This window comes from Ruminiclostridium papyrosolvens DSM 2782 (genome assembly GCF_029318685.1).
Lineage (GTDB): Bacteria > Bacillota > Clostridia > Acetivibrionales > DSM-1351 > Ruminiclostridium > Ruminiclostridium papyrosolvens.
In genome coordinates, this window is record NZ_CP119677.1 from 92,618 (window position 1) to 119,246 (window position 26,629).

The 26,629-nt window shown below is 37.1% G+C and carries 29 protein-coding genes; 26 read left to right on the forward strand and 3 right to left on the reverse strand.

What is annotated here, in order from left to right; all coding sequences use genetic code 11:
* Window position 1: 1 nt before the first annotated feature.
* The 13 genes from flgK (P0092_RS00440) to P0092_RS00500 all read left to right on the forward strand — a co-directional run bounded on the left by flgK (P0092_RS00440) (window position 2) and on the right by P0092_RS00500 (window position 13,791).
* Entirely contained in the window at window positions 2-2,125 is a 2,124-nt protein-coding gene (gene flgK, locus P0092_RS00440) for a flagellar hook-associated protein FlgK (RefSeq protein WP_004619098.1), read from the forward strand.
* Between the two features lie 31 nt (window positions 2,126-2,156).
* On the forward strand, window positions 2,157-3,791 hold the full coding sequence (gene flgK / locus P0092_RS00445) for a flagellar hook-associated protein FlgK (RefSeq protein WP_004619099.1): 1,635 nt from the start codon (window positions 2,157-2,159) through the stop codon (window positions 3,789-3,791).
* Between the two features lie 2 nt (window positions 3,792-3,793).
* Complete coding sequence (gene flgL, locus P0092_RS00450; RefSeq protein ID WP_004619100.1) at window positions 3,794-4,723, forward strand: flagellar hook-associated protein FlgL; 930 nt, start codon at window positions 3,794-3,796, stop codon at window positions 4,721-4,723.
* A gap of 33 nt (window positions 4,724-4,756) precedes the next feature.
* On the forward strand, window positions 4,757-5,338 hold the full coding sequence (locus tag P0092_RS00455) for a DUF6470 family protein (RefSeq protein WP_004619101.1): 582 nt from the start codon (window positions 4,757-4,759) through the stop codon (window positions 5,336-5,338).
* 85 nt (window positions 5,339-5,423) lie between these two features.
* Entirely contained in the window at window positions 5,424-5,870 is a 447-nt protein-coding gene (gene fliW, locus P0092_RS00460) for a flagellar assembly protein FliW (protein ID WP_004619102.1), read from the forward strand.
* A 1-nt stretch (window position 5,871) separates the two neighbouring features.
* The gene (gene csrA / locus P0092_RS00465; RefSeq protein ID WP_004619103.1) at window positions 5,872-6,090 is read left to right on the forward strand and encodes a carbon storage regulator CsrA; all 219 of its coding nucleotides are present in this window, start codon (window positions 5,872-5,874) and stop codon (window positions 6,088-6,090) included.
* 184 nt (window positions 6,091-6,274) lie between these two features.
* Window positions 6,275-7,099: a flagellin N-terminal helical domain-containing protein gene (locus tag P0092_RS00470; protein WP_004619104.1), complete on the forward strand. Its 825-nt coding sequence runs from the start codon at window positions 6,275-6,277 to the stop codon at window positions 7,097-7,099.
* A 99-nt stretch (window positions 7,100-7,198) separates the two neighbouring features.
* On the forward strand, window positions 7,199-8,443 hold the full coding sequence (gene fliB / locus P0092_RS00475) for a flagellin lysine-N-methylase (RefSeq protein ID WP_004619105.1): 1,245 nt from the start codon (window positions 7,199-7,201) through the stop codon (window positions 8,441-8,443).
* Window positions 8,444-8,539: 96 nt separating this feature from the next.
* The gene (locus P0092_RS00480) at window positions 8,540-8,929 is read left to right on the forward strand and encodes a flagellar protein FlaG (RefSeq protein ID WP_004619106.1); all 390 of its coding nucleotides are present in this window, start codon (window positions 8,540-8,542) and stop codon (window positions 8,927-8,929) included.
* A gap of 4 nt (window positions 8,930-8,933) precedes the next feature.
* Entirely contained in the window at window positions 8,934-11,270 is a 2,337-nt protein-coding gene (fliD, locus tag P0092_RS00485) for a flagellar filament capping protein FliD (RefSeq protein WP_004619107.1), read from the forward strand.
* Window positions 11,271-11,301: 31 nt separating this feature from the next.
* Window positions 11,302-11,706, forward strand: coding sequence for a flagellar export chaperone FliS (fliS, locus tag P0092_RS00490; protein ID WP_004619108.1), 405 nt, complete (start codon window positions 11,302-11,304; stop codon window positions 11,704-11,706).
* Between the two features lie 90 nt (window positions 11,707-11,796).
* Window positions 11,797-12,279: a flagellar protein FlgN gene (locus P0092_RS00495; RefSeq protein WP_004619109.1), complete on the forward strand. Its 483-nt coding sequence runs from the start codon at window positions 11,797-11,799 to the stop codon at window positions 12,277-12,279.
* 174 nt (window positions 12,280-12,453) lie between these two features.
* Entirely contained in the window at window positions 12,454-13,791 is a 1,338-nt protein-coding gene (locus P0092_RS00500; protein WP_004619110.1) for a Kelch repeat-containing protein, read from the forward strand.
* 94 nt (window positions 13,792-13,885) lie between these two features.
* Here the strand turns inward: P0092_RS00500 and P0092_RS00505 are convergent, their stop codons facing one another.
* Window positions 13,886-14,803, reverse strand: a complete 918-nt coding sequence (locus P0092_RS00505; protein WP_276187027.1) for an alpha/beta hydrolase — start codon at window positions 14,801-14,803, stop codon at window positions 13,886-13,888.
* A gap of 234 nt (window positions 14,804-15,037) precedes the next feature.
* Here P0092_RS00505 and P0092_RS00510 point away from each other — a divergent pair, with 234 nt between their 5' ends.
* From P0092_RS00510 to P0092_RS00565, 12 genes are all read left to right on the forward strand, one after another.
* Complete coding sequence (locus tag P0092_RS00510) at window positions 15,038-15,928, forward strand: radical SAM protein (protein WP_004619112.1); 891 nt, start codon at window positions 15,038-15,040, stop codon at window positions 15,926-15,928.
* 130 nt (window positions 15,929-16,058) lie between these two features.
* Window positions 16,059-17,624, forward strand: a complete 1,566-nt coding sequence (locus P0092_RS00515) for a serine/threonine-protein kinase (protein WP_040758755.1) — start codon at window positions 16,059-16,061, stop codon at window positions 17,622-17,624.
* 15 nt (window positions 17,625-17,639) lie between these two features.
* Window positions 17,640-18,290: an SAF domain-containing protein gene (locus P0092_RS00520; RefSeq protein ID WP_004619114.1), complete on the forward strand. Its 651-nt coding sequence runs from the start codon at window positions 17,640-17,642 to the stop codon at window positions 18,288-18,290.
* A gap of 3 nt (window positions 18,291-18,293) precedes the next feature.
* Window positions 18,294-19,094, forward strand: coding sequence for a P-loop NTPase family protein (locus tag P0092_RS00525; protein ID WP_004619115.1), 801 nt, complete (start codon window positions 18,294-18,296; stop codon window positions 19,092-19,094).
* 31 nt (window positions 19,095-19,125) lie between these two features.
* The gene (locus tag P0092_RS00530; protein ID WP_004619116.1) at window positions 19,126-20,673 is read left to right on the forward strand and encodes an ATPase, T2SS/T4P/T4SS family; all 1,548 of its coding nucleotides are present in this window, start codon (window positions 19,126-19,128) and stop codon (window positions 20,671-20,673) included.
* Window positions 20,670-21,629 carry a hypothetical protein gene (locus P0092_RS00535; RefSeq protein ID WP_004619117.1) on the forward strand — a complete coding sequence of 320 codons (960 nt, stop codon included), beginning with the start codon at window positions 20,670-20,672 and terminating at the stop codon, window positions 21,627-21,629. Before P0092_RS00530 ends, P0092_RS00535 begins: the two co-directional genes overlap by 4 nt.
* A gap of 26 nt (window positions 21,630-21,655) precedes the next feature.
* Window positions 21,656-22,771: a hypothetical protein gene (locus P0092_RS00540; protein ID WP_004619118.1), complete on the forward strand. Its 1,116-nt coding sequence runs from the start codon at window positions 21,656-21,658 to the stop codon at window positions 22,769-22,771.
* Between the two features lie 11 nt (window positions 22,772-22,782).
* A complete protein-coding gene (locus P0092_RS00545) occupies window positions 22,783-22,941 on the forward strand; it encodes a hypothetical protein (RefSeq protein WP_004619119.1) in 159 nt (52 codons plus the stop codon).
* A gap of 24 nt (window positions 22,942-22,965) precedes the next feature.
* Window positions 22,966-23,133, forward strand: coding sequence for a hypothetical protein (locus P0092_RS00550; protein WP_004619120.1), 168 nt, complete (start codon window positions 22,966-22,968; stop codon window positions 23,131-23,133).
* 12 nt (window positions 23,134-23,145) lie between these two features.
* Window positions 23,146-23,298: a hypothetical protein gene (locus P0092_RS00555; RefSeq protein WP_004619121.1), complete on the forward strand. Its 153-nt coding sequence runs from the start codon at window positions 23,146-23,148 to the stop codon at window positions 23,296-23,298.
* A gap of 23 nt (window positions 23,299-23,321) precedes the next feature.
* A complete protein-coding gene (locus tag P0092_RS00560) occupies window positions 23,322-23,768 on the forward strand; it encodes a hypothetical protein (protein ID WP_004619122.1) in 447 nt (148 codons plus the stop codon).
* The gene (locus P0092_RS00565) at window positions 23,698-24,429 is read left to right on the forward strand and encodes a hypothetical protein (protein WP_242831761.1); all 732 of its coding nucleotides are present in this window, start codon (window positions 23,698-23,700) and stop codon (window positions 24,427-24,429) included. Before P0092_RS00560 ends, P0092_RS00565 begins: the two co-directional genes overlap by 71 nt.
* Window position 24,430: 1 nt before the next feature.
* On the opposite strand, the gene P0092_RS00570 is transcribed toward P0092_RS00565, so the two are convergent.
* Window positions 24,431-24,859, reverse strand: a complete 429-nt coding sequence (locus tag P0092_RS00570; RefSeq protein ID WP_004619124.1) for a MarR family winged helix-turn-helix transcriptional regulator — start codon at window positions 24,857-24,859, stop codon at window positions 24,431-24,433.
* Window positions 24,860-24,964: 105 nt separating this feature from the next.
* Window positions 24,965-25,504 (reverse strand): glutathione peroxidase, encoded by a 540-nt coding sequence (locus tag P0092_RS00575; protein ID WP_004619125.1) that lies wholly within the window; start codon window positions 25,502-25,504, stop codon window positions 24,965-24,967.
* A gap of 160 nt (window positions 25,505-25,664) precedes the next feature.
* Between P0092_RS00575 and P0092_RS00580 the strand changes: the two genes are divergently transcribed.
* Window positions 25,665-26,534 (forward strand): radical SAM/SPASM domain-containing protein, encoded by an 870-nt coding sequence (locus P0092_RS00580; RefSeq protein WP_004619126.1) that lies wholly within the window; start codon window positions 25,665-25,667, stop codon window positions 26,532-26,534.
* Window positions 26,535-26,629: the final 95 nt, after the last annotated feature.

A 26,629-nucleotide genomic window follows, 5' to 3' on the forward strand; every position in this document is an offset into this window, starting at 1 on the left:
AATGGCTGTAGGATTTTCCAGTTATGAAATAGCGCGATCCGGATTGAAGGTTAGTGAGAGAGGATTGTTTGTTACGGGGCACAACCTGTCTAACATTCAAACACCCGGCTTTACCCGGCAGCAGGCAATTATCGAGACAAATCCTTATATTACCGAGTACGGTAAAAATGGTAAATTATTTCAATATGGGTTAGGTGCGGATATTCAGGAAACAAGGCAGATTCGCCACACTTTTCTGGATATAGTGTACAGACAGGAAAATACTATTCAGGGGTATTGGGATACCAGAAGCAAAGCATTTCATGATGTAGAAGCTATTCTGAATGACCCTATGGGAGATGGTCTGCAGGGAGTTATGAATAAATTCTGGGACTCTTGGCAGGAACTGAGTAAGGAACCTGAGAGCCTCACTGCCAGAGCTATGGTAAGGCAGAGAGGACAGGAACTGGTATACTATTATAACCATATAGGCAATCAGTTGGATAAACAGCAAAATGACCTTAATTCAGAGATTCAGGTTCGTATTAATGAGGTCAATAGTATAACAAGTCAGATAGCAAAGCTGAATACACAAATAGCATCACAGGAAATAAACGGTGACAAGGCCAACGACTATAGAGACCAAAGGAACCTTTTGCTGGACAGACTCTCAATTCTGTGTGACGCAGAAATAAATGAGATGCAGGACGGTCAGATGGATGTGACTCTGGGGGGGTATTATCTGGTTACCCGCGGACAATCAAAGAATCTGTATGTTCATGCAAATGCGGAGGACGGAGAGTTTTTCTATCCCAAACTTGAAGGAACTGATATAAAGATAAATGTAAAGAGCGGAATTTTGAAGGGCTTAATGGAAGCCAGAGGAGAGGTTCCCGGAATTAAGGGAAGTACTGAAAACGGAACTCCGAATTATAGGGCTGATATAACCTTTGCAATTGATGTGTCAGCAGGGAATGATTTTACAACCCTAAAGAATTCATTATCAAAATATATAGATCAACTGAAAAAGTCCGGTCTTGACTATAATGTAAGATTTATAACCATGGGAGCTACCTCAGATGTTTATAATAAGACATATGACAAAAACAATATTGACAGCATGTTAACAGATTTGACGGCCAGTGCTTTATTAGAAGAAGGGTCAGCAACTGACGGCAGCTTTAAAGATTTAGTTGATAAATTGACTGCTTTGAATAATGCTCCTGCAGGGTTCAGAGAGGATGCTGAAAAGTATACCTACGTATTTACAAATAAGAGTATAAATGGGGACAGCCCAGCAGCGGATGCATTTATCGGGGATGCTGTAAACTATGTGAACAGCTTGAAAGCCATGAATATGAAGGTTAACGTAATAACAAACCCAGCTTATTATACAAATGGAAAACCCGATGCTTCAAGTAATCCTGAGGCCGGATGGTCAATCATTGCCTCGGGAACAGGAGGAAGTCTGGCTAATATAAATGGTAGTTTAGCAGGCTATGAGAGTATGTTTAAAGGATGGAATGATAATTTGGTACAGACAGTAAAAGATGCTCTGGGAAATATCCCTCCATCATTAAATATAGTGTCGGATATAAAAACTAAGCTAAATGCAATGCTGAATAGAATGGTTAATGAAATAAATGCTCTTCAGATGTCAGGTACGACTTTGGATGGTAAAACGGGTGTAGCATTCTTTGAAGTAATAGACAGTAACTATCCATTTGAGATGGGAAACCTGAAGTTAAGCGATGCATTATTAAGCGATAGCGGATTAAATAATATAACAGCATCAAAGACAGGTGCAAAAGGTGATAATACAGTAGCAAAACAGATTTCAAACCTGAGAGATGTTGACATTCTGGTAAACAGCACAGGAAATGTAAGCATTGACGAGTATTATAGAAATCTTATTCTTGAACTTGGAAATGGCGGCATGGAGGCCGACAGGATTGCCACAAGTCAGGCAACAGTTGTAAATGCCGTTGACGCTCAGCGTGATGCAATTTCGGGAGTATCTATGGATGAAGAGATGTCAAATATGATGAAGTATAAGTTTGCATACGATGCTTCTTCCAGAGTTCTTAATGTAATGGATTCAATGATGGAAACTATTATAACCTCTTTAGGTAAGGTCGGAAGATAAGTATACTAAACAAGGAAATGGGTGAAAAGAAATGCAGCAAAGCTTTTTTGGTTTGAATATCGCGTTAAGCGGACTTTACACCGCACAAAGAAATCTGGACACAGTTGGGCATAACCTTTCAAATGCAACAACACCCGGATACTCCAGGCAACAGACCATACAAAGTGCATCCAATCCTTTGGCGGTTTTGGATGGAACTGGTATGGTAGGCACTGGCTCCCAGGCAACCGGCGTACAGAGAATCAGAGATTCGTATCTGGATTTCAAGTATTGGAGCGAAAATGTAGCCAGCGGTGAATGGAGTAAGAAGGCTGAACTTATGGGTGAAATTCAAGTTACTTTTAACGAACCCTCCAAAAGCGGATTTGTTAAAATAATGGAAGGCTTTTTTGATTCGTTACAGGAACTGTCAAAGGACCCTTCAAGTGGAGCTGCACGTGCTTTAGTCGTTCAGAAAGCTACCACATTGACTAAATACTTCAACAATACAGCCACTCATTTTGAGCAGTTTCAAAATGATTTAAATGACCAGGTTAAAACTGATGTCGACCAGATTAATATAATTGCATCCCAAATTCAGCTTTTGAACAAGCAGATTTATAACTATGAGCTTACAAGCGGTACGGCAAATGATTTAAGGGATTCCAGAACCAAGTTGGTTGACCAGCTTTCAAAGCTTGCAAATATACAGGCAAAAGAGATTTCTTATGGCAAACTTCCAAACGGAGAAGATGATGTACATTTTCAGATTACGTTGGGAGGAAAAACACTGGTAGACCACTTCAGTTCAACTAAACTTAATGTAGTCCAGAGAACTACCAAACTCAATGCTGAGGACATTGGAAATCTTTATGATATAAAATGGGAAGACGGCAACAGCGTAAACATTTCAGGAGGAGAACTCCGGGGATTACTGGATGTAAGAGACGGAAAGGATGGCATAGACGGTACTCCCATATACAAAGGAGTTCCTTACTATCAGAAAAAGCTGAATGAATTTGTTCAAACATTTGCTATAGCCTTTAATGAAGGATATACAAAAACAAATTCGGGATATGCCCATACTGATGTAGGACATATTGACGGATATGGTTATGACCCCGACTTAACAGATGCTAATACTGCACCTACAGGTATAAGGTTTTTCACAATGTTAGGAGTAGGGAATACACCTATAAGCAGTGCGGATTTAATAGCGGGGGTTACTGTAGGCAAATCAGACCCTGATTATATAAATCAAGTTGCCCAACAGTATAAACAAATAACTGCAAAGAACTTTAGTGTAAGCAGTGACATAATAGATAATCCCAATAATATTGCTGCATCAGAGACAACTGGTCAAAATGGGAATACAGGTGTTCTGAAAAAATTAATGGGTATCAGAACAAACCAGAGCCTCTTCAAAGAGGGTGCACCGGAAGATTTTATGAAATCACTGGTTGCGGGTATGGGTATAGATGCACAGCAGGCAGAGACCTTTGCCATAACTCAGGATACTTTAGTCAGGCAGGTTGATAACAGAAGAATGTCAGTTTCAGGGGTAAACTTAAACGAAGAAATGACAAATATGATTAAATTCCAGCAGTCATATAATGCAGCTGCCAGAATGATAGTAACTATGGGTCAAATATACGATACACTTATTAACAAGTTAGGGGTGGGCTAAGAATGAGAATAACTAATAATATGTTGATTTCAAATATGTTAACGGCCTTGGGGAATAACGAAAGCCGTATGAGTAAGTATCAAAATCAATTATATACCGGAAAGAAAATCCAGCTACCTTCTGATGACCCTATCGTTGCGGCCAGAGCATTGAAATTGAGAACAGATGTTTCAAAGATAGAGCAGTACCAGAAAAATCTGGGGGATGCGCAATCCTGGGTAGATGCTACGGATGCAGCACTGGCGCAAATCGGAAATATACTAAAACGTGCAAAGGAACTTTCTACTCAAGCTGCAAACGGCACTAATTCCTCATCAGAGACAGGTGATATAGGTCAGGAAATGAAACAATTAAAAGTTCAGTTGGTGCATATTGCCAACTCCACGTATAGCGGAAGATATATGTTTTCAGGATTTCAAACTGATCAAAAATTAATAGAAGATGATGAAACCAGCACTGATTTTGGAAAATTTAAAATTGGTGTTAATATAGTACCGGAAAAAATTCAGTTTGAAATTGGTGAAGGTGATAATATAAATATCAATGTGACCGGAGGAGATGTTTTTAACAGCGGGTCGAATGCTGTTTATGGGAATGAGCCGTCAATGATTGCTCTTTTTACCAATGTTATAGCTGATTTGGACTCAGGTAATAATACAGGTGTAAGAAATCAACTGGACAAGTTTGATGAACAGGTTGATAATCTGCTCAGAGTCAGGGCAGATATTGGTGCAAGGCAGAACAGAATTGATTTGTCAGCAGATAGGATGAGCAATGATTTGGTTAATATGACAGATTTGATGAGCAAGAATGAGGATGCTGACCCTGCAGAGACAATTATGAATCTTAAAATGGAAGAAAATGTTTATCAGGCTTCATTGGCAGGAGGAGCTAGAATTATTCAACAAACATTGGTGGATTTTTTAAGATAATTTAAAAGAGTGTGATATAAGGATGTGAGATGTATGGGACTTTCTATCCAGACAACACCCGCAAAAATCTCTATTGAGACAATTGATTGCAGAATAGAGCGTAAAAGTGAGATGGCAAGATTAGAGTTGAAACAAAAGTCGCCTGTAGTTAATATTAAAACTGAATTGCCAAAAGTTTTAATTGACCAATATGAATGTTTCGCCGAAGAGGGCCTGAAAAATAATTATGATTTGCTTAAAGAACAGGCAGATTTAGCATACCAACATGTTATGGAGTACATTGGTAGAGTGGCAGAGGACGGAGATGCCATGGCCAAAATCGGGAATAAGGCAAATATAATGATTGATATTGCCCAAAGGAACTCCGTTACTACCCATGAATTCGGTATGGCTACAATGCCCATGTCAAGGCCTAAAATTGATGCTGTTGGCGGAACCGTTGAATTTGAGCCGGAGCCAATAAATGATATTGGCATGAGAAACGGGGTAATAGGAACATACATTCCGGCTCAAACGGATTTCAACTACATCCCCGGAAAAGTCAATACAAACGTGGTATCATACGGCTCCATAGAAATTAAATATACAGGCAATAATGTAGATAGTTATATTTAGGCATTATTGCCTTTTTACTTATCCACAAAAGCTCGTCCGAGCGGTATAATAAGCTAAAAAAGAAAAAAATTTTGGAGGAGTAAATATGTTATTAAAAACAACACATTTTGGTGAAATAGATATAAAAGATGAAGATATAATTGAATTTAGTAAAGGTATTGTTGGATTTGAGGATATACACAGGTATGGGATTATCAGAAATGAGGATTCTGACTCGCCTTTTAGCTGGATTCAGGCCATAGAGAAACCTGAGCTTGCATTTGCAGTGATTGATCCTTTTGCCATAAAGAGGGACTACGATTTTATATTGAATGATGAATATGTTAAAGCATTGGAAATAGAAGACCCCTCACAGGTTAATGTATTTGCAATTGTAGTAGTTCCTGAGGACTTAAAAAAAATAAGTATGAACCTTAAAGCTCCTGTGATTATAAATACAAATAACAGAAAAGCAGCGCAGGTGATTTTGGATACAGATGAGTATACGGTAAGACATTATATAATGGATGAACTCCAGAAACAGGAGGTGTAGCATGCTTGTATTATCTAGGAAAAAAGACCAGTCACTAATGATAGGCAATGATATTGAGCTTACAATCATAGATATACAGGGAGATCAGGTTAAAATCGGCCTGAAGGCCCCCAAAAACGTGTCAATATACCGTAAGGAGTTATATCTTGAAATACAGGAAGAAAACAAAAAGGCCGCTGCAACAGATATTATAGAACTTGATTCTATACTAAAAAAATAGTTCAAAGCATAAAAAGTTTAAAGATTTTTTCATTTTAACTATAAAGTATTTTTAAAAAAGTACGATATATTAATTAAGCAGGAAGGTCGTACGCTATATACCGGCCGGATAGGCGGAAGGCAAGCCTGCATACCATTCGGGAAAGGACTCCCGGAAATATTAAAAATCATGGAGGATTTATATTATGAGAATTAATCACAATATTGCTGCAATGAATACTTACCGTCAGTTGACAAACAATACAAGTTCAACCAGTAAGTCATTAGAAAAGTTATCATCAGGTCTTCGCATCAACCGTGCAGGTGATGATGCTGCAGGCTTGGCAATCAGTGAAAAGATGAGAGGCCAGATCAGAGGTTTGGATCAGGCATCAAGAAACTCACAGGATGGTATCTCAATGATACAAACCGGTGAAGGTGCGCTGGCTACAGTTAGTAACATACTTGTTCGTGTTAAGGAGCTTGCTACACAGGCTGCAAATGGAACCTATGATGCAACAAATGACTTAGCTAGAATAACAGAAGAAATAACAGAACTTGGATCGCAGGTAGAAGATATACAGAAAAATACAAAGTTCAATGGCATCGCGTTACTTGATGGCTCAGGTGACAATATTGTTCTTCAGGTTGGACAGGAATCATCACAGACTTTGACAATTAAAAAGACAGATACAAATCTTTCTGATGTTGTTACTGCAGTTAAGGGCTATGCTAGTTGGGCTAAGGCAGATGATGCAAGCCAAAAAATTGATGATGTTGAGACACAAATAAATGCTGTAAGTAAGATGCGTTCATACTTTGGAGCAAATCAGAACAGATTGGAATACAATATAAACAATTTGGATACTTATTCCGAAAATCTTTCTGCTTCTGAATCACGTATTCGTGACGTAGATATGGCCAAGGAAATGATGGAATTCACAAAGCAGAATATTCTGTCACAGGCAGCTCAGTCAATGCTTGCTCAGGCAAATCAACAGCCACAGGGTGTTCTTCAATTACTCAGGTAATAAATTTTTTGAAACTGACGAAGAGCCGGGGGATATATGCCTCTGGCTTTTTATTTTAACAATTATTTGGAATTTCTTTTTCCCTTTACGGAGGTAGCTATGACAGAAAGAAAGAAGGTATTTCTCGCTCCCCAGTATTTCAGAAAATTCAGGTGTATAGGCTCTGACTGCGAGGATTCTTGTTGCGTAGGTTGGACGGTTAATATTGACAAGGAAACCTATAAAAAGTATAGAAGTGCGCAGAATAAAGAGTTAAGACCTCTGTTTGATAAGTATGTAACTCGTGATAGAAGTAATGATGCGGGGCCTGAAAATTATGCAAAAATAAAAATGCTTGATAAAGAAGCTAAGTGTCCGTTCCTAAGTGATAAAATGCTTTGCAGGATACAACTGGAATATGGTGAAGGCTACCTGTCAAAGGTTTGCACAACTTACCCTAGGTCTGCAAATAGAGTGGACAATGCAATTGAAATGGTTACTTCTCTTTCCTGTCCGGCAGCGGCAAAATTGGCTCTTTTAAATACCGAAATCATGGAGTTTGATGAGTATGAAGATATTCAAAATGCTAGTTTAATAGGTTCTTGTGCATTTAATACGCAGGATAAACAGTTTATAAATAAGCCTCAGAGATATTTTTGGGACATAAGAGTATTTACCATAGATATTTTACAGAACAGAAAATATTTTATGTGGGAAAGGCTTATTATTCTAGGCCTATTTATAGAAAAACTAAATAAATGTGTGCATGAGAATAAAATAAGTGACATACCTAATATAATACAATCCTATAATATTATGATAGAAGAAGGGTCATTTAAAGGAGCGCTTGATTCTATTCCGGCTGATTGCACAGTACAATTACAGCTTATTAAGGATATTATTGATATTCGTGTGAACAGAGGAGTTCTTAATAAAATATATATGGAATGTTATGAAGAATTTTTAAAAGGAATCAATTATACTGAAGAAGCAACGAGGGAAGAAATTAGTATTAATTACCATAAGGCCTTTGAAGAATATTACAAACCATACATGGATAACCACGAATATATATTGGAAAATTATCTTGTCAATTATGTATTTGCAAGATTGTTTCCGTTTACCGATGAATCAATTTTTGATGCATATATCATGTTAGTTTTACATTATGCCATTATAAAGGTTCATCTGATTGGAATGGCAGGGTATAATAAGGGACTTAATGAAGATATTGTAATAAAGCTTATATCTACATTTACTAAAGTCGTTGATCATAATATCGTTTTTCTCAAAGATATTGCAAAGCAATTAAAGGAAAAGAACTATAATACTCTGGCATATATGACTATTATGATTAAAAATTAATATTTATATAGAAAAATATAGCTCACACCAAAAACTGCTAAATACATGGCTGAATTTTTCCGATAGAATAAGCAGAAGAGTTTTGGGGGTGCAGGTATGAAAATAGATGGAAATGAATTAATGAGTAATAGTATCAGTTCAAAAAGCAGCAATACTGATATTCAAAAAGCAATAAGTACAATAGGCAAACCTGAGAGGGTGTTGACAACTACAAAGTCAATTTCCCAAATTAACAATTATGATAAAGACAACATGCCTGTCTCTGAGAGAGTAGTTATAGAAGCAATACAAAAAGCAAATAAGGCTATTTCCGGAGGGAACAGAAGGTTTGAATTCTCCATTCATGAAAAGACAAATGAGATAGTTGTAAAGGTATTTGACTCGGAAACGAATGAGCTGATTCGTGAGATTCCTAACGAAAAGGTTTTAGATATGGTGGCAAAAATATGTGAAATGGCCGGCATATTAGTTGATGAAAGAAGGTAGAGATATGAATATTAACTCAAACACAAACGGAGTGCAGGGCAATACAAATTACAAAAGGGTTACCGGAATGGTATCGGGTTTTGATACCGATGCTTTAGTAAAGGCTGCACTGGCAAAGGATCAGGCGAGAATTGATAAGATAAAGCAAAGCAGAGAGCTGAATATGTGGATGATTGATGCTTATAGAGACGTCACATCATCACTGCAGAGCTTTTATAATCAATTTTTTGATAGTGTTTCTTCCACCACCAATTTGAAATTGACATCTACGTTCTCCAGCTATACCGCTGCAATGGCTGCCGGAAGTTCTTCTGACGTTATCAGTGTAGTTGCAGGTGGCGGGGCTAAAGCCGGAGTATATTCGTTATCAGATATTGTTGCAGCAACTTATGCTCGGATATCCATGGGGGCGAATGTAACTAATACTGTTGAGACAGGTGTGATTTCTCAGGCAGCTTTAGATACAATGAAAAGCTCCAGCTATAATAATATATTTAGAATAACCCTGAATGGCAAAACAGTTGATATTACCTTGGACAATGACTCAGGGCAGCTTTCCAGTGTAGATGCATTGGTTTCACAACTCCAAAGTAAATTAAACAATGCATTTGGAGCAGATTCATCAGGCAATGGAAAAATAAAGGTTGAGAATGACGGTGGGAAGCTTAAATTTACTACTCTTAGAAACACGGATACATTCAATATAGGTACCGTCAATAATGAAGGAGCAGGAAAATTGTTCAGTGCAGTACCATCGGCTACTTCCCCTTTTGTGTTAAATGGCGGCAATAATCAATTTGAGCTTACTATAGGAAATACTGCAAAAACTGTTACAGTACAGCCACTAGCCGGAAACTCCACTTTTGAAAAAGCAGAGGATTTAAAAACTGCTATTCAGAATGGAATTGATGCAGCTTTTGGAGCAGGTGCAGGTGTAACAGCAGACATAAAAGATGGGAAGGTTATACTTAAGGCCGATGCAGGTGTGAAGTTTTCTACCGGGTATACAGTTAATAAAGCAACTAATGAAATTCTTCAGATTGACTACTCCAATACATCAAATAAGGTTGATTTAAAAGCGGTGCTTTCAGATATAGGTGCAGGCTTTACAATTGACCCATTTAAAAATTCCGATGGGACATCAATTAAAAACCCGGATGGCACTTTTTCAAAAAACATAGAATTTACAATAACAAGCTCCAAGGGGACTGCGGCATTTTCCTTTGACCCTGCAACAACATCAATAAGTGATATAATGAGAAGAGTCAATATGGATACTACTGCTAATGCAACCATGAGCTATGATGTTACATCAAATAGCTTTACAATACAGGCTAAGGACTCAGGAGCCACCTCTAAGCTTGATATAGTGGATACCTCAGGAGGTCTCATGTCGTCACTGGGAATAGCCGGAACAGGTGCTGTAGGAAGTGATGCAAGTGTTACGGTTACAGGTGCGGACGGAACGTCCATGACTATAGTAAGACCCAATAATTCATTTACTTATGCAGGACTTACCTTTAATATTTCAAAGGATTTGCCTGCCGGTGCAGATCCTGTAAAAGTAACAGTGACAAGTGATACAAGTAAGACCTTCGATACTATTAAAAGTTTTGTTGATCAATATAATGCTTTAATTGATAAGCTGAATTCAAAAATAAGCGAGAAAAAAGATCGTGGTTATACACCTTTAACAGAGTCACAAAAGGCATCCATGACAGCTGATCAGATTCAAAAGTGGGAGACAAAAGCTAAATCGGGATTGCTTCGCGGCAACACTGACATACAGAATACGTTGGACAGATTGAGATCTGCTTTATATGGCTCGGTAGAGGGCGTGGGCTTAAGTTTGTATTCTATAGGCATAACTACATCCACAGATTTTCGTCAAAAGGGTAAACTTGTAATAGATGAATCAAAGCTAAAGGAAGCACTGGCTAATAACCCTGACGAGGTTACTAATCTTTTTACAGCCACTTCGGATAAGTCGTATTATAAGGCATCCGGTGATTCTGAAATCAAAAAGGAAAGATTTAAAGAATCAGGGCTTGCGGACAGATTTTCTGATATTATACAGGATGCAATCAGAACTACCCCTGATGCTAAGAGCAATGTTGGTACCTTGATAATGAAAGCCGGTCAGGTAGGGGATGTATCCGAATATACTAATTCCTTAATTAAGGAGGTCTTGGGCTTTGATAGAACAATAGCTGATTTAAATTCAAAGCTCACTTCCAAGGAAAATACACTATATGCAAAGTATGCAAACATGGAAAAAATGCTGAGCCGTATGAGTTCACAATCAAACTGGCTTTCATCCCAATTCAGTTCCGGACAATAAATAAAGGCTAGAGAACAGCAGGAGGTTGCTAATGATGGTCAACAACGGTTATAATCAATATAAAGAAAATTCAGTATACACGGCTACTCCGGAGGAGCTTACTCTGATGCTGTATAATGGTTTAGTTAAATTTATTATGCTGGCCCAGAGTGCTATTGACCAAAGGAAAATAGAAAGAGCCAATAACTCAATTATTCGTGCACAGGATATAGTGAGAGAATTTCAAGTGACCTTGGATATGAAGTACGAGGTATCCAAACATTTGGATAGTATATATGATTACATGTATAGAAGATTAATTCAGGCAAATATAAAAAAGGATAAAGCTATTCTGGAAGAAATGTTGGAAATGGCAAAAGATTTAAGAGATACATGGACTCAGGCTATGAAGCTTGCAAAACGACAGGTTTCATCTAAAGATCAGATTGCAAGGTAAGTATTGTAATAGCAAAAGGCACCTCGCACACAGTCAAGTAATTTAGTGCGAGGTGTATTTATTAATTAAGAGGCTTTGGAGGGAGAAGTAATGACACCTGAACAATATATTCAAAAGCTTACTGATTTGTCCTTGAAAAAGTCAGATAGTATGAAAAAAATATTAATTCTTACAAAAAAGCAGGCAGAAGTAATAACTGAAGACAGTATAGAGGAACTGCAAAATCTAATTGACATAAAGCAAAAACTAATAGATGATATAAATGAGTTGGATGACGCCTTTGAAGTGTATTTTTCAAGGCTGAAATCTATTCTGGGAATAGAGAGTATGGAAGAAGTACGCATATCGGATTATGGAGAAATGGTGCAATTACAACAGACTATTAAGACAATATTTCAGACCATAAAAGAAATTCAAAACGTTGAAAATCAAAATAACATGAAAGCCAGAGATGTTCTGGAAAGTTTAGGTGGACAAATAAGGCAGGTAAAACAAGGTAAAATAGCAAACAACGGTTATAATATCGGAGGAAAACTGCCTCAACAGTCATACTATTTTGACACAAAAAAATAAGCTATACTTAAAATTAAGTACACCATGATTTTTACATGGTGTACTTTTTACATATTTGGGAATCAACACTTAATTATAGCCTTTGTTAACATAAATTACAAGACTGCACATACTGTGGAGAATGGTGTATAATAATGCAAAAATATACATATGGGTGAAAGGATGATTTTAAAAATGAGATTAAAGAACAAGGTAAAATCTGTTAGCGCAATAATTCTTATGTTAATCATGGTAATTTCAAGCAGTATGGTATTTGCGGCAGACCCCAATACCTGGACAACAAAGGCACCTATGGCGAATGCTAGGTATAGTCATGAAGCGGTAGTTTTCAATGGACAGATATATGTTATTGGTGGGAAAACTACGAAGGCTGCTAACTTAAACTCAGTGGAGCAATATAATCCTGCAACCGATACATGGACAACAAAAGCACCTATGACCTATACAAAATATGCTCATCAAGTGGCTGTAGTAGGTGGTAACATTTACACAATAGGAGGTCTGGGCGACGTTAGCGGATGTATGAAATCATTGGAGGAATACAATCCTGCAACTGATACTTGGGCCACAAAGGCTTCTATGAACACAGCAAGGGGAAATTTTGGAGCAGCTGTAGTAAATGGAAAAATATATGCTATGGGAGGAAATGCAGTTAAATCGTTAGAGGAATATGACCCTGCTAACAATATATGGATAACAAAGGCGCCAATGTTAACAGATAGAATGAGCTTTAAAGTAGCAGTTGTAAACGAAAAAATATATGCAATAGGAGGGTCTAATAGCACCGGGTCTCTCAAATCTGTAGAACAATATGACCCTTCCACTGATACATGGACATCAAAAGCACCTATGAACATCGGAAGAGCAAACTACCAAATGGTTGTATTAAGCGGTAAAATATATGTTTTGGCTGGTGCTAATACTAGTAGCACTGTGGTTTCCGGTTCCGTAGAAGTATATGACCCTGCCATTGACACATGGACAACAAAGGCATCTATGCCGACTCCAATTGCAGGTACAGCAGTGGCATTAAACGGTAAAATATATATGGTTGGTGCTGGAGGTAACCACAATATAGTTGAAGAATATGACCCTGCAACTGATAAATGGACTTACGATGCACCTCTGACTACAGGAAGAGTTTCCGACCTATCTGTTGCAGTAAATGGAAAGATATATCATATAGGAGGTGCTACTACAAACTCCGTAGAAGAATATACACCTACCAGTACAGGCGGCTCCGATAATGGCGGCAATGAGAATCCCCCTGTTATTACAGGAAACAGTGCAATACTTGAAATAACAATGGTTAATGGAGTGATAAAGGAATACGATTTAAATGCTGCTGAACTTGACAGTTTTTTAACTTGGTATGATAAAAGCTCAAATGGCAGTGCTCCGGCGTACTACACAATTACTAAAAAGAACAATATCAAACCCTTCCTAAGCAGAAAGGAATATATTGCATATAGCAAGATAGCAAGCTTTGAAATTAAGGAATATGCGGGATAATTCATAATGTAAGTAAGGTTATGTGATATTAAACAAAAAGTGCAATTGTTAAATCGCCATAAATGGGTTTAACAGTTGCACTTTAACTTTTTCGCTATTTTTTAACTGCCTTGGCAGCTTCCTCAACACATTCATTTGAAAAATTCACTACCTCATCAATATACTTATCCTGAGCTGATAAATAGCTTTCACCATAATTGGCAGCACCTGAGTTCCAATAATGTGCCTGTACGGGACTTTTTCTTTTATACATCTCATAAATCAACCTTGTATTATCATCGGTATGTGGATTATCCTGTGCCCCATCAATCAAAAGTACCGGAGTTGGAATAATAGAAGACATCTTTGATATTACGTCCAGTGAGTTATCAATCTTTGATATCTTTTTAACAGCAAATTTCACAGCCGGTTTAAAGGGGATGTCAGGCAGCCACATTGACGATTCCACTATATAATCAACATAATTATCAATATTTGAGTAAGGACTGTCTGCAATTACTCCAATAATGCTGTCCTTATAGGGAGTCTGTGTCAGTGCGGACAGACATGAAGATGCTCCCGTAGAGAAACCCATAAGAATAATCTGCTCAGTAGTCCGTTGTTTAAGATATTTTACAGCACCTAAAATATCAACAGTCTCATTTTTACCAAAGGTTGAAGTTGAACCCGATGAGTTGCCGGAACCTCTTAAGTCAAAGGTCATTACGTTGAAACCTTCTCTATTCAGCCTTGCAATAAGTGGAAAGGTTTGCTCCTCAAATTGAAGTCTGTTTTTTCCATAGCCGTGAACCATAACAACAGTTTTTTTAGAGCCACTATAGGGGAAAAACCAACCGTTTATTTTTTCTTTGCCTTCACCAACCGTAAAGCTTATATTTTTATAGTCAGGCGCTATATTTGAGGATATCTGAGGAGTAGTAACCTTTGCGGGATGAGTAATTCTCCACGCAGAAAAAAAAGAGATTGCAGCTACAGCGGCTAACACTAAAACCAATATATAAATTACTGCCAAAAAAATATTCTTAGGTAAAACACTTTTGCGCTCGGCATAAGCAACAGGAAAAAGCCGCATATAAACTGTCCTCCATTATAATATATTATATCAAATCCCAAGGGATGCTTGCAGACTTACAGAAATACCATATTGACTTATGAATTCCCAAGCTTTATTATATTTTTATTTACAGGGATTGTAAATACAATATCGATAATTGTTAAAACATGTCTAAAGTGAGGGAATTGTGTTATGAGTGAGATTTGCAGCTGCTGTCCCAGACATTGCGGAATAGACAGAAATAATACTACGGGTTTTTGTGGGGTGCCGCAACTCCCAAAGGTTGCCAAGGCTTTTTTGCATATGTGGGAGGAACCTTGTATTAGTGGCACCAATGGTTCCGGAACAGTATTTTTCAGTGGGTGCAACTTAAAGTGTGTATTTTGTCAGAACTATGAAATCAGTCAGGAAGGGTATGGAAAGGTAATAACCGTAAGCAGACTACAGGAGATTTTTTTGGATTTGATTAAAAAAGGTGCTCATAATATTAATCTTGTAAATCCTTCTCACTATACAAAAGCTATTAAGGAAGCAATTCTGCCGTTGAAACAGCAGGGTAGGATTAATGTTCCCATAGTTTATAATACAAATGGATATGATTCGCCGGAAAATTTACAGGATATGAAGGGAATCACAGATGTGTATCTCCCTGATTTTAAGTACCTTTCAGAGAAAACAGCTGTAAAGTATGCGGCGGCACCGGACTATCCTCAAGTTTGCAGAAATGCAATTATTGAAATGCATAAACAGGTGGGTTCGGCGGTACTGGACTCTTCAGGTATTATACAAAAAGGACTTATTATCAGACATCTGATTTTGCCCGGTCATGTTAAAGAGAGTATAGGTATTCTGAACTGGATATCCGAGAATCTGCCCGGAGATGTTTATGTATCCCTTATGAGCCAGTACACGCCTTATTACAATGCAAAGAATTTTTCTGAGATAAACAGGCCTATTACAAGAAATGAGTACCAAAGGGCCGTTAACCATCTTTACAAACTTGGACTGGAAGAGGGTTATGTTCAGGAAAGGGAATCTTCGGACACACAGTATATTCCCGACTTTAATCAGGACGGGGTTTAAAATTTTGTAAAAAAAGATTGCAATTAGGAAGAATGTGTTTTATAATTTTAATTGTCATTTCTATATTTTTCTATTTTATCTAAAAATATTTCAATTACAATTTACGTTATTGGGCATAGGTGTTTTCAAAATGCAGGATAATTATTTTCATTTTAAGTACAAATATATAAAGTTACTGGGGCGAGGTGGCTGCGGAGATGTGTATCTGGCGGAAAATACCAAGTTGGGGAATCTCTGGGCTGTAAAGGAAATTCCAAAGGGCAGGGCTTCAACCATAAGCGGTTACTTGGAACCCGAGATATTAAAGAGATTAAATCATCCCGCACTTCCAAGAATATGTGATGTTTATGAGGATGAACGATGTATATATATCGTTGAGGACTATATAGAAGGAACCTGCCTTAAAAGGATACTTGATGAAAAAGGAAGTGTTGAAGAGAAAAGGGCAGCAGAATGGGGTATACAGCTGTGCAGCGTGCTGGATTATCTTCACAGTCAGAAGGCTGGCCCTGTCGTATATGGAGATATGAAGCCACATAACATTATTTTGACAAAGGGAGAGACCATCAAACTCATTGATTTTGGAGTATCCTCCAGACTAAACGAATCAAGGGATAAACCTCCCGGTGTCACAGGAACCGCCTTTATAGGTACAAAAGGCTATGCGGCTCCCGAACAGTTTATGGGAGGCAATTTATACCCCGCATCGGATATTTATTCTTTAGGAATTACTTTAATTCATCTTATCACGGGAGTTGACCCCGTAAAGAATTATTCTTTTTATCATAATAATATTTTCTCAGATTATCTTTCACCAATAATGTACCAAATACTTAAAAAATGTATAGACCCAAAGCCTGATTTCAGATACAGGACAGCAGAAGAACTCATGGAAGCCCTTAGACACTATATTTTGGTAAGTTCGGATGTCCTGATTCAAAACTCCCTTCATGGAACATCCCCATCCTACCTGTTTTCAAAAATAACCGCATTAACGGGAGTTGGCGGCACAGGTGTTTCTACTCTCACAGGGGCAATGGCCGAACAAGCTTCGAAATCTGGTAATTCCGTATGTATAGTTGATTTAAGTAAGTCAGGAGATCTAGCTAAAATTTTTGCCCGGGAGGGTGAAAATTTTCCTTCAACTCTTCCACAAAAAATAAAAGCTAACATGTACTATCTGAAACCGTCAATCCTATTGAACGGTGATTCGCAGGAGAATTTGACCTTGAACAAGCTGCTGGGACAACTTCAAGAGAAATACAGATACATATTTATCGATGGGCCACCCACTATTCTTAACTCAATAGCAATATATCTGGACAATATTTTTATCATTTCTGACATGAATCCTTTTAGTATATCCAAAACAATAAACGTTCTTGATTGGGAGGGTTTGGGGGAGAAAATTGTATCCAGAACATCTTTTATAATCAATAAATTTTATAAAGGTGAATTAAGTTCAGCTATCCTTTTAAATAGTGTTATTAATAATTTTGTATCCGAGAATGTAAAAGAACTGTTTACAAAGACAGAATTTTTTGAGGTGACCTATAGCGATAATGTATATCTAAAATGGATGTACGGCTATTTTGAAGAGTTTACCGGATTCAATAGTCTATTATCTGATAATTTCAAAAAATCTATATCAAATATAATTTTACATAAAATCATTCCAAAGAAAAAGAAAAGTTAAAAAGGAGTAAAGTCTATGAGTAAAAGGCTTATTATAAAGACGATTCTTATCTGTTTAGGTTTATTTCTGATTTTGGATTCTGCAATATTTGCATATATCTTTACGAAATATCCCATTAATACGGAAAAGACAGTAGCTGTTGTTGTAGCGACGGAAAATATAAAAGAAGGCACAGTAATAGAAGAAGGTTTTCTTAGGAAAAAGCAGGTATATGCATCGGGGGTGAATTCCGGTGTTGAAACGGAAATTGGCAATGTTGCAGGGAAAAAGGCACTTACAAATATACACAGGGATGATTACATCAGGGCACACGACCTTCTGGAGAGGAAGGATTGGTATAGGGATGATGAAAGAATTATTATACTTCCGGTTAGTATGGAGGAAAGACTGGCTAATCTCATAAGAAAAGGTTCATATGTTGACATAAGACTTCAAAGAGACACTAGTGAGGTTACAGAGGATATTTTGTACAAAATACAGGTGAAGGATGTACTGGACGATGCCGGAATAGCCTTGGATTCCAAGTCAGCAGTAAACTCTAAAACCGCTTACTTAAAGTTGATTTTAGGTAAAACGGACAGAGAAAAGATATATTCAGCATCAAGAAGCGGAAAGCTCATTTATGAGCTGTACTGTGACAGTACACAAAAAGCGAGAGGAGGTTAATTAATGGGTAAAACTGCAGCGGTGATATCAGAGGTCAAGAACTCCGGCAAGTCAGTATTTACGTATATTCTGGCAAACCAAATCAGGGAAATGTCAACACAGGATACTAAAATACTGGTTTGCTGTCTCAATTCTAAATTCAGTCTTCTTTATAAGCTGTTGGGTATAAATGAGACTTCTCCCGGAATTGAGGAATTTATAAATCTACAGGAAGCGGGCTGTGAGAATAAAAGCCCGACGTTAGCAGATTTAATTCCAAAGTCAAATGGCATATATTTTCTGGGAAGCTATAAAACTACAAACTCTTATGTTGACCGTAATGCAGACGGATTTTCAAAACTTGTTGACAGTCTTAAAAAAACCTTTGATTTAATCATATTTGATACTGTGTCCAGCAAAGAAAATACTCTCACTAACATAGTATTGGAAAAATCATCTATGGTCATAAATCTATTTGTTCAGGACGCAGAAAGCGTAGATAAGCTTAATTTGGTGGGAGATAAGGGGGGGCATAAACGAAATGAAATATATGTTATGTCAAAGTATAGGGATATTTATCCCAAAGTAAGTGACATAAAGAGAAGGTTTTCACCGGATAAGCTGTATAAGATGGATTACTGCAAAACTTTACAGGAAATGAAAAACAGGGACAGTCTTCATCTTTATTTACAAAGAGATACAGAATGCAACCAATCCGTCAGAGATATTTCAAAGTATATAACCCAAGTATTTGATATAAAGACTAAAAACAAGAAAAACAAGAGGATGAATTATTTAAAGAGTATATTTGAAATACTTACGTAAACTATTTTTGATTTTAAAGGGGGGCAAAAATGTGAGAACATTACTAAAGTTGTGTTTAAAGGAATTAATGGAGTATGTGGAGGAAGAATTAAGACTAAACGGGCTCAATGGAATAAAAGCATATAAGGAAGATACGGCAGATATTATTCTTGATAATGCAAAACAGGCACAAAAGCTTCTGGCAATGGATGGAAGCCCTAAAGCAAGGGAATTTATGCAAAACAGCATATATTTTTTACTTATAGAAAAGTCTGAAATCATTACTCAGGAAAATATTGATGGAATTTTGGGAGAGTATCACATAAATTATTATGAAAATATATACACCGGCGGTGACGCAAAGATTATATCCAAGCCTGTCGATGCGGAGCTTGCAGAGCATTTAAGCCGCTATTCTATCAGCATAGACGACGATTTTGATATAAAGCTGCAAAAGCTTACCCAAATCATTTATCAGGAGGTATACGGCTATGGTATCCTTGATGAACTGATTTTCGACCCGGTGCTCAATGAAGTTGCCTGTACAAGGAGCGACTATATTTGGCTTCAATACAAGGGTATCAAAAGGCATATCCCCAATAAGGCTTTTTGCTTCAGCAGTGAGGGCAGCTATAGAAAATTAATAGAGAACAGGTTAACTTCAACGGCGAGAGAAGAAATGAATGCAGGAGCACCCCTCGTATATGCAATCTTAAAAAATGGGGCGAGAGTAACTGCGCTAAGACCTCCCTTATCAAAATATTATGTTGTAAATGTGAGATTGTTTGCTCCTAAAACTCAATTAGTAAATTATAGAGATAACTTTATTGAGAACAGAATCGCTCGTATTATTGAACTTCTTGCGGGAAAGGGAAGAAGAAATGTAGCTATTATAGGGGAGCAGGGTTCGGGAAAAACTACTGCGGCTGACGAGCTTATTATTAAGCAGCTTGACTCGAATATAAGCATAGGTCTGGCAGAAAACATACATGAACTGAATATCTCATCAAACTATCCCGGAAAGAATATAGTTGAGCTGCAATACACAAAGGAATTTAAACCCTCGGATATAACAGAGGTCTTTTTCAGACTTAACAGGGATATTGTAATATACGGTGAAGTAAGGAATTCATATGAGGCCTTTGAAATGATAAAAGCTATGCTAAGACAGGCAAGAGGCAGTCTTTTTACCTTTCATTCATCCAGTTCCAGACGAATGATCCATGACCTGAGACAGCTGTTAATGCAGACCGGCTACTATACCGATTTCAGGGAAGCTCAGTTTGATGTGGCAGATGCAGTTGATCTCATAATACACATAAAACTGGACAGAGAAACGGGGCAACGTTATGTATACAAGGTTTCGGAAGTTTTGGCCTGTGAAGAAAACATGACTTTTCAGATTAACGACCTTTTTGTTTTTGACAGGGAAAAAGAGAAATACATATCAAACAAAAATGGTCTGTCAAAGCAGCAACTACTATCCTGTCTTGAGTACGAATTTACCCAATCGGATGCAGAAGAATTGAACAGATTGTTTCATAAAGGTAATTCAGACAGTGATTCCGGGGACGTTTTTTCGGAGGCTGATACCATATGACGGAGATAGGGAGATTACCTAGTACATTTATTAGTATAATTAATAATTACCAACCCTATATTATCATAATTCTATCAGGACTGCTGCTTATTTTAACAGGTATTGGAATTTCTGCATATAAGGGAGTTCTCAAAGAAAGTAAGTACAGGATTAAAAGGGCCAAGGCAGGAAGGTTTATTCAATGTTTGGAAGTAATTACAGAAATATTTCCGTTAAAATATGTTTCAAAGAGACTTGATAAGGCGTTAGGATATCTGATTCTGGACAACATTACCCAAAGAAAGCTTGTGGCAATATTCTCTATACTTATACCCATAGCCGGCCTTTTAATCTATTGTACAATTGAAGCAATTATGAAGCTTTGGTATACAAAGCTTGTCGCACTTGCCTTATGTTTTATGGTACCGTATTATACTTTTACCTTAGCTCTTGATTATCTCAGATACAGTATAAAGCAAAGAATACCCTCCTTTATTGACTCCTTCAGAAGCTCCTTTGTTTCACAGAACAGAATAAAACCTGCGTTGCAGGAATGTTGCTCAAATGCCAATAAACATCTGGCGAGGATAATGTTAAGGGTATCTGACAGCTCTGATATTAATGACAGCCTATGTGCCGTAAGGGGACGAATAAATGACATCTGGTTCAATATATTTGTGACACTTCTTATAAATTACAGAGAGAACGGCGGAGAACTTATAAACCAGCTTTATAAGCTGAATAAGACAATAACCCGCTACAACAACATTGAGAAAAAGAAAAACAGAAGGCTTATATGGTATGAATTTTTTACACTAGGTGCAAGTATATTCAGCCTGCCTGTAATTATGCTCATAAACAGAATGATTCTAGGAGCAAATATGAGGCTGTATTACAATACTGCACAAGCTGCGGGAAAGATAGCAATTTATTCTCTTTCAGCTTTAATAATAGTACGCGTACTAAGAAGACTATAAAAGAGAAAGGAGGATAAAAAGGGGATATGTTATTTATTCTGTTGATTATTGTTGGTGTTTTAGCAGTTTTCTGTGGATTAAGTTTCAAGGTTATTAAAATATCTAAAGATACTAAAAGAAAAAATATCACAGATGTTATTGGAAGTGTTGAAGAAAACATCTTTGTAAAAAAAGTTCTTGATATTCTTACAAAGAATAAGAGCAATTGGCTGAACAGATTTGAAGGCCGTGTACTGGAACTTAGCGAAGTTGGTATTAGTTTGGGGAGACTGTATCTGATTAAGGTAGTATGTTTCTTGTTATGTATTGTTGTTTTCTCCGCTATAAGATATACAAATATGGGCTATGAACAAAGACTTGTCATAGAGACTGCTGAAAAGGAGGATTCACTTTTTTACAGTCCGCAGTCTCAGGATAGCGGGCAATACCAATTCTACAGGACAGTTTTATGGAAAGTGGGAAAGGAAGTACTTGAAAGTTCAGTGGATACAGAGTTGTATCATTTGGTTGGAGAAAAAGTAGCTGAGGTTCTGAACTCATCAGATAAACATGAGATTGATGAAAAGACAGGGTGGTTTATAAATAAATGGAGAGCTGCCCAAAAAATTGGGTTTTTTAAACCTCAATATCTGTGGCTGATATTGATTTCGTTGTTCCTGCCGGACATATTTTTAGCTATTCGGTGGTTAGTAAAGGGTGCATTATATAAAAAAGAAATAATCAAGCTCGAATACATATTTCAGCTCCTCGCCAGAATAGACGGAATAAATACACTTGACATAATCTGTGAACTGGAAAAATCATCAAAAACATATGAAGATTGGCTTAAGCAATTTGCAGCTATTTTCAGATACGATAAAAAGAAGGGTTTTGATTACCTGAAAAACAAAAACGTAAAAAGTTTATCTAAATTCGCTGATATTATGGAAATATACAGTCTCCATGACAAGGAGGTTGCACTGCAAATACTGGACAGAGAAGCTATGGAGAGGGATGAGGCAATAATTATGGTAGCAGATGAAACACTGGATTTAATAGATTTAATAGCTTTTATCAGCATTGTACCATTAGTATATGAGTTGGCGAGACTTATGCTGAATCCTATGCTGGATATGGTTTATAAGGCTTTTGAATTCATTTAAGGGAGAGGCGTATGAAACAGGTAATCATAACTATAATAATGCTGGCTATAGCACTGGCGCTTGTAATAGGAGTGATAATTCCATTATTAAGGCACGGTGCAAAAACTGGAAACCTTGCGGTAACCAAGGGATATGGGGCATTGCCACGTATTGAAAATATATTAAATTAATACAGAAAGGATAGGAAAAATACTATGAAAAAAATTATTATCTCTATAGCAATGTTTGCAATAGCAATTGCACTTCTTGTTGCCGTAATTGTACCTCTTGCCAATCATGGCAGGGAAAACGGCGTTAAGGTTGAAGGGCAGTTGGATACGGTAGATTCTCAGATAAACACCCTTAGCGGCACTATACGTTAATAGGGGGCAAATATGAAAAATATAATAATTGCAATAATTATGTTTGCATTATGTGTGGCTTTAGTGATAGGAACTGTAGTTCCCACATCGGAGCTTATATCGGCTACCGGTGAGAAAGTTTATCAGTCTGTAAAAAAACTTAACGAAAATATTAAAGATGATTGATTGTACTAACCTTGGGAGGTCTGATGAATAAAATATATGCATTTCTTATTATTATTCCGTTAATTGCAGTTCTCTTTTTTAAAACTCTCACATTTTATGAATATGACACCAAGCAAAGGTATGTAAAAAATACTGTGGACAGTGTTGCTCACAAGGTTATGATTACAGGGGTTATGACTGTCAGTGACCGGGAGGAACTTCTTGAAAAGCTGGGCAGACTGGGGACTTTCCGGGCAAATAATATCAGTATCAAATGCGGAACAATAGAGCCGGATGGAACCGTTGGCAGACTTGGCAGCTATGCTTTGGGAAGTGTTCTTGACAGGGGAGAAATATTCAGTATATATGTTGAATCGGAGAATGAGAGCATTTTTTCCAAGACGGAGGTTAATTCTCATAATGAAGAAAACAAATTACACTACAGGGCAAAAGCTACATGCAGAGTTGAAAAAAACAGTAGCGAGGATTAAGAACACAAAAGGCGGAGGTTTGGGTGTACTTTTTATTGGCTTGGCTGTGACTTTTCTTGTATTACTTGTATTTGTGAGCGCAGCAGATTACGCAGTTTACACCTACAAGAGGAATTCTGTTTCCAAGGCAATGGATTATGCCGTAACAGCTGCCGTTCAGAATATTAACAAGGATAAAAGCCTTGAAGGACTGTCAGAGGGATTTGATGAAAACACCGGAACAAGGCTTACAGACGGTATTGAAATAAATATTGATAAGGCTGAAACAACCTTTCTTTCAGTATTTGAAGGAAACTCCAGTCAAAGGCAAACGGATATTAAGGGAAATCTGCTTATTTGTGCCACATCAGTCAGCGGAGGAGATGTAGACTACAGGATAAAAACTTCATCAGGAGAAGTAATAGCAGGTAAGGTTGAAACACCATATCTAATTGAAGACAGAATCAATGCTGCAGCAAAGAGCTGCTGGCCGGATTCATATGAAGGGAGCAGCAGAATATTCATAAACAGCAATCCTAAATCAAATATGATTGAGAAAGGTACCTATTTATTTGCGTATATAAAGGGTATAAAAATTACCGGGATATTTACTCAAAGAAAATTGGCTCTGTCATGCTTCGGGGGGGCAAAGCTTGAAAGAGCCAATGTGAAAACTAAATAAGTTATACCAATTGCTGTAACAGCTTGTGAAGAGATTTTTGAAGCTGCACTATCTCTTCCATAGGCAAGTCAATACAGCTGCCAAGTCTGTTGGGGATATCCACTGCCCTGTCCCTGAGTTTTCTTCCTTCTTCGGTTAAGCTTATATAGACATTTCTTTCGTCATCTGAGCTTCTTTGCCTGACAACCAGCTTCTGAGCTTCCATTTTTTTAAATAAAGGGGTTAATGTACCGGAATCAAGAAACAACTTTTTGCCAAGCTCCTTTACAGTTATATTATCTTCTTCCCAAAGAGCCATAAGAGCTATATATTGAGTATACGTAATCCCTAAAGGGTCAAGATAAGGTTTATATTTTTTAATGATTTCCTTTGAACATGCATACAAAGGAAAGCAGAGCTGATTTTCCAATTTCAGTTTATCGTACGGCATATAAATTCTCCTTAAAAAGTCATCTTTAAATTAGAATATCATACAATTCAATTTTATAAAACCATATCGATTCAACGCTATTAAAATCAGCCATAGACAACAAAACTAGCTCTTTAAAAGCTCCTGTATTCTTGCTTCCATATTTTCAGGCTTATAGGTTGGAGAATATCTGCCAACAACGTTACCATTACGGTCAATCAAAAACTTTGTAAAGTTCCATTTAATGTTTGAGCCTATAATGCTCTGTCCCAAATCTTTAAGAACTTTCATGAAGGATGAAGTCTCCTCGTTCTCTTTATCAGAAGGAGTGGCATTTTTCAAAAATGTATATAAAGGGTCTGCGTTACTTCCGTTAACATCAATCTTTGAAAAGGTTTTAAAAGACACGCCATAATTCAACTGACAAAACTCAACTATTTCTTCATCAGTTCCGGGAGCCTGATTCAAAAACTGGTTGCAGGGGAAATCAAGAATTTCTAAGCCCTCGTCTTTATATTTTTTATACAGGTTTTCCAAAGCTTCATATTGAGGTGTAAATCCGCAGCCTGTTGCCGTGTTAACAATAAGAAGAACCTTACCTCTATAGGAATCCATTGAAATCTCATTCTTTTGAGCATCTTTTACCTTAAAATCATAAATAGTCATGTATATACCTCCTATTGAATAAAATTAAATTGTTTACAATTAGATTATATTAGATTGAATTTAATATGTCAATCTTATTTTTTATTATTTGCTTTTTGACATGTATATATAACATGATTTTTAGTGTAAAATAGCACTATCACCCTATATGGAGTAATCAATGAAAAAATTTAAAAAGGTATATATTGAAATAACTAATGTATGTAATCTGAAATGCAGCTTTTGTCCCGATAGCGGAAGAGAGCCGGCATTTATGGACATAGAGGAATTTACCCACATAATACAACAAGTGGAACCATTTTGTGAGTATATTTATTTACATATTATGGGAGAACCACTATTAAATCCGAAGCTGGAAAGTTTTCTGAAAATATGTTATGACAACTTAATTAAAGTCAATATCACTACAAACGGAACTTTGTTAAACAGATGCGGTGAGCTGTTGCTGGATTCAAAAGCATTACGGAAGGTGAGCATTTCACTTCACAGCTTCGAGGCTAATGAAGGAAATGAATTATTGGACAACTATATAAATAACACTGTAAGCTTTATAAAAAAGGCTGTTGAGAAGGGTATTATCTGCGAACTAAGGCTTTGGAATATGGACAGCGACCAATTAAAAGGTATTAACGACTTGAACGACGAGATTATAAAAAAGCTGGAAGAGTCCTTTCAGCCCGATTTCAATTTATGGCTTGCTGTTAAGAATCAGGCCAATGTGAAACTACAGGACAGACTATTTATAAGCAGAGCTGAAATATTTGAGTGGCCCGACATAAACAGGGATATTACCGAGGAAAAAGTGTTCTGTTATGGGCTTAGAGACCAATTCGGAATTCTCGTGGACGGAACGGTTGTGCCCTGCTGTCTTGACAGTGAGGGGAATATTCCTTTGGGTAATATTTTTAAAGAGCCTCTTAGTGATATACTGTATTCAGAAAGGGCCGGATTAATATATGAGGGTTTTTCGGGAAGAAAGGCAGTAGAAGAGCTTTGTAAAAAATGCGGATATGCAAAACGTTATAAATGATTAGTAAAGGGGTACAAATAAATTACAGCAATTGTACTGCCTAAATGGTATAATAACACATGAGATAAAACAAGTAACGAAGGAGAATCAGGCAG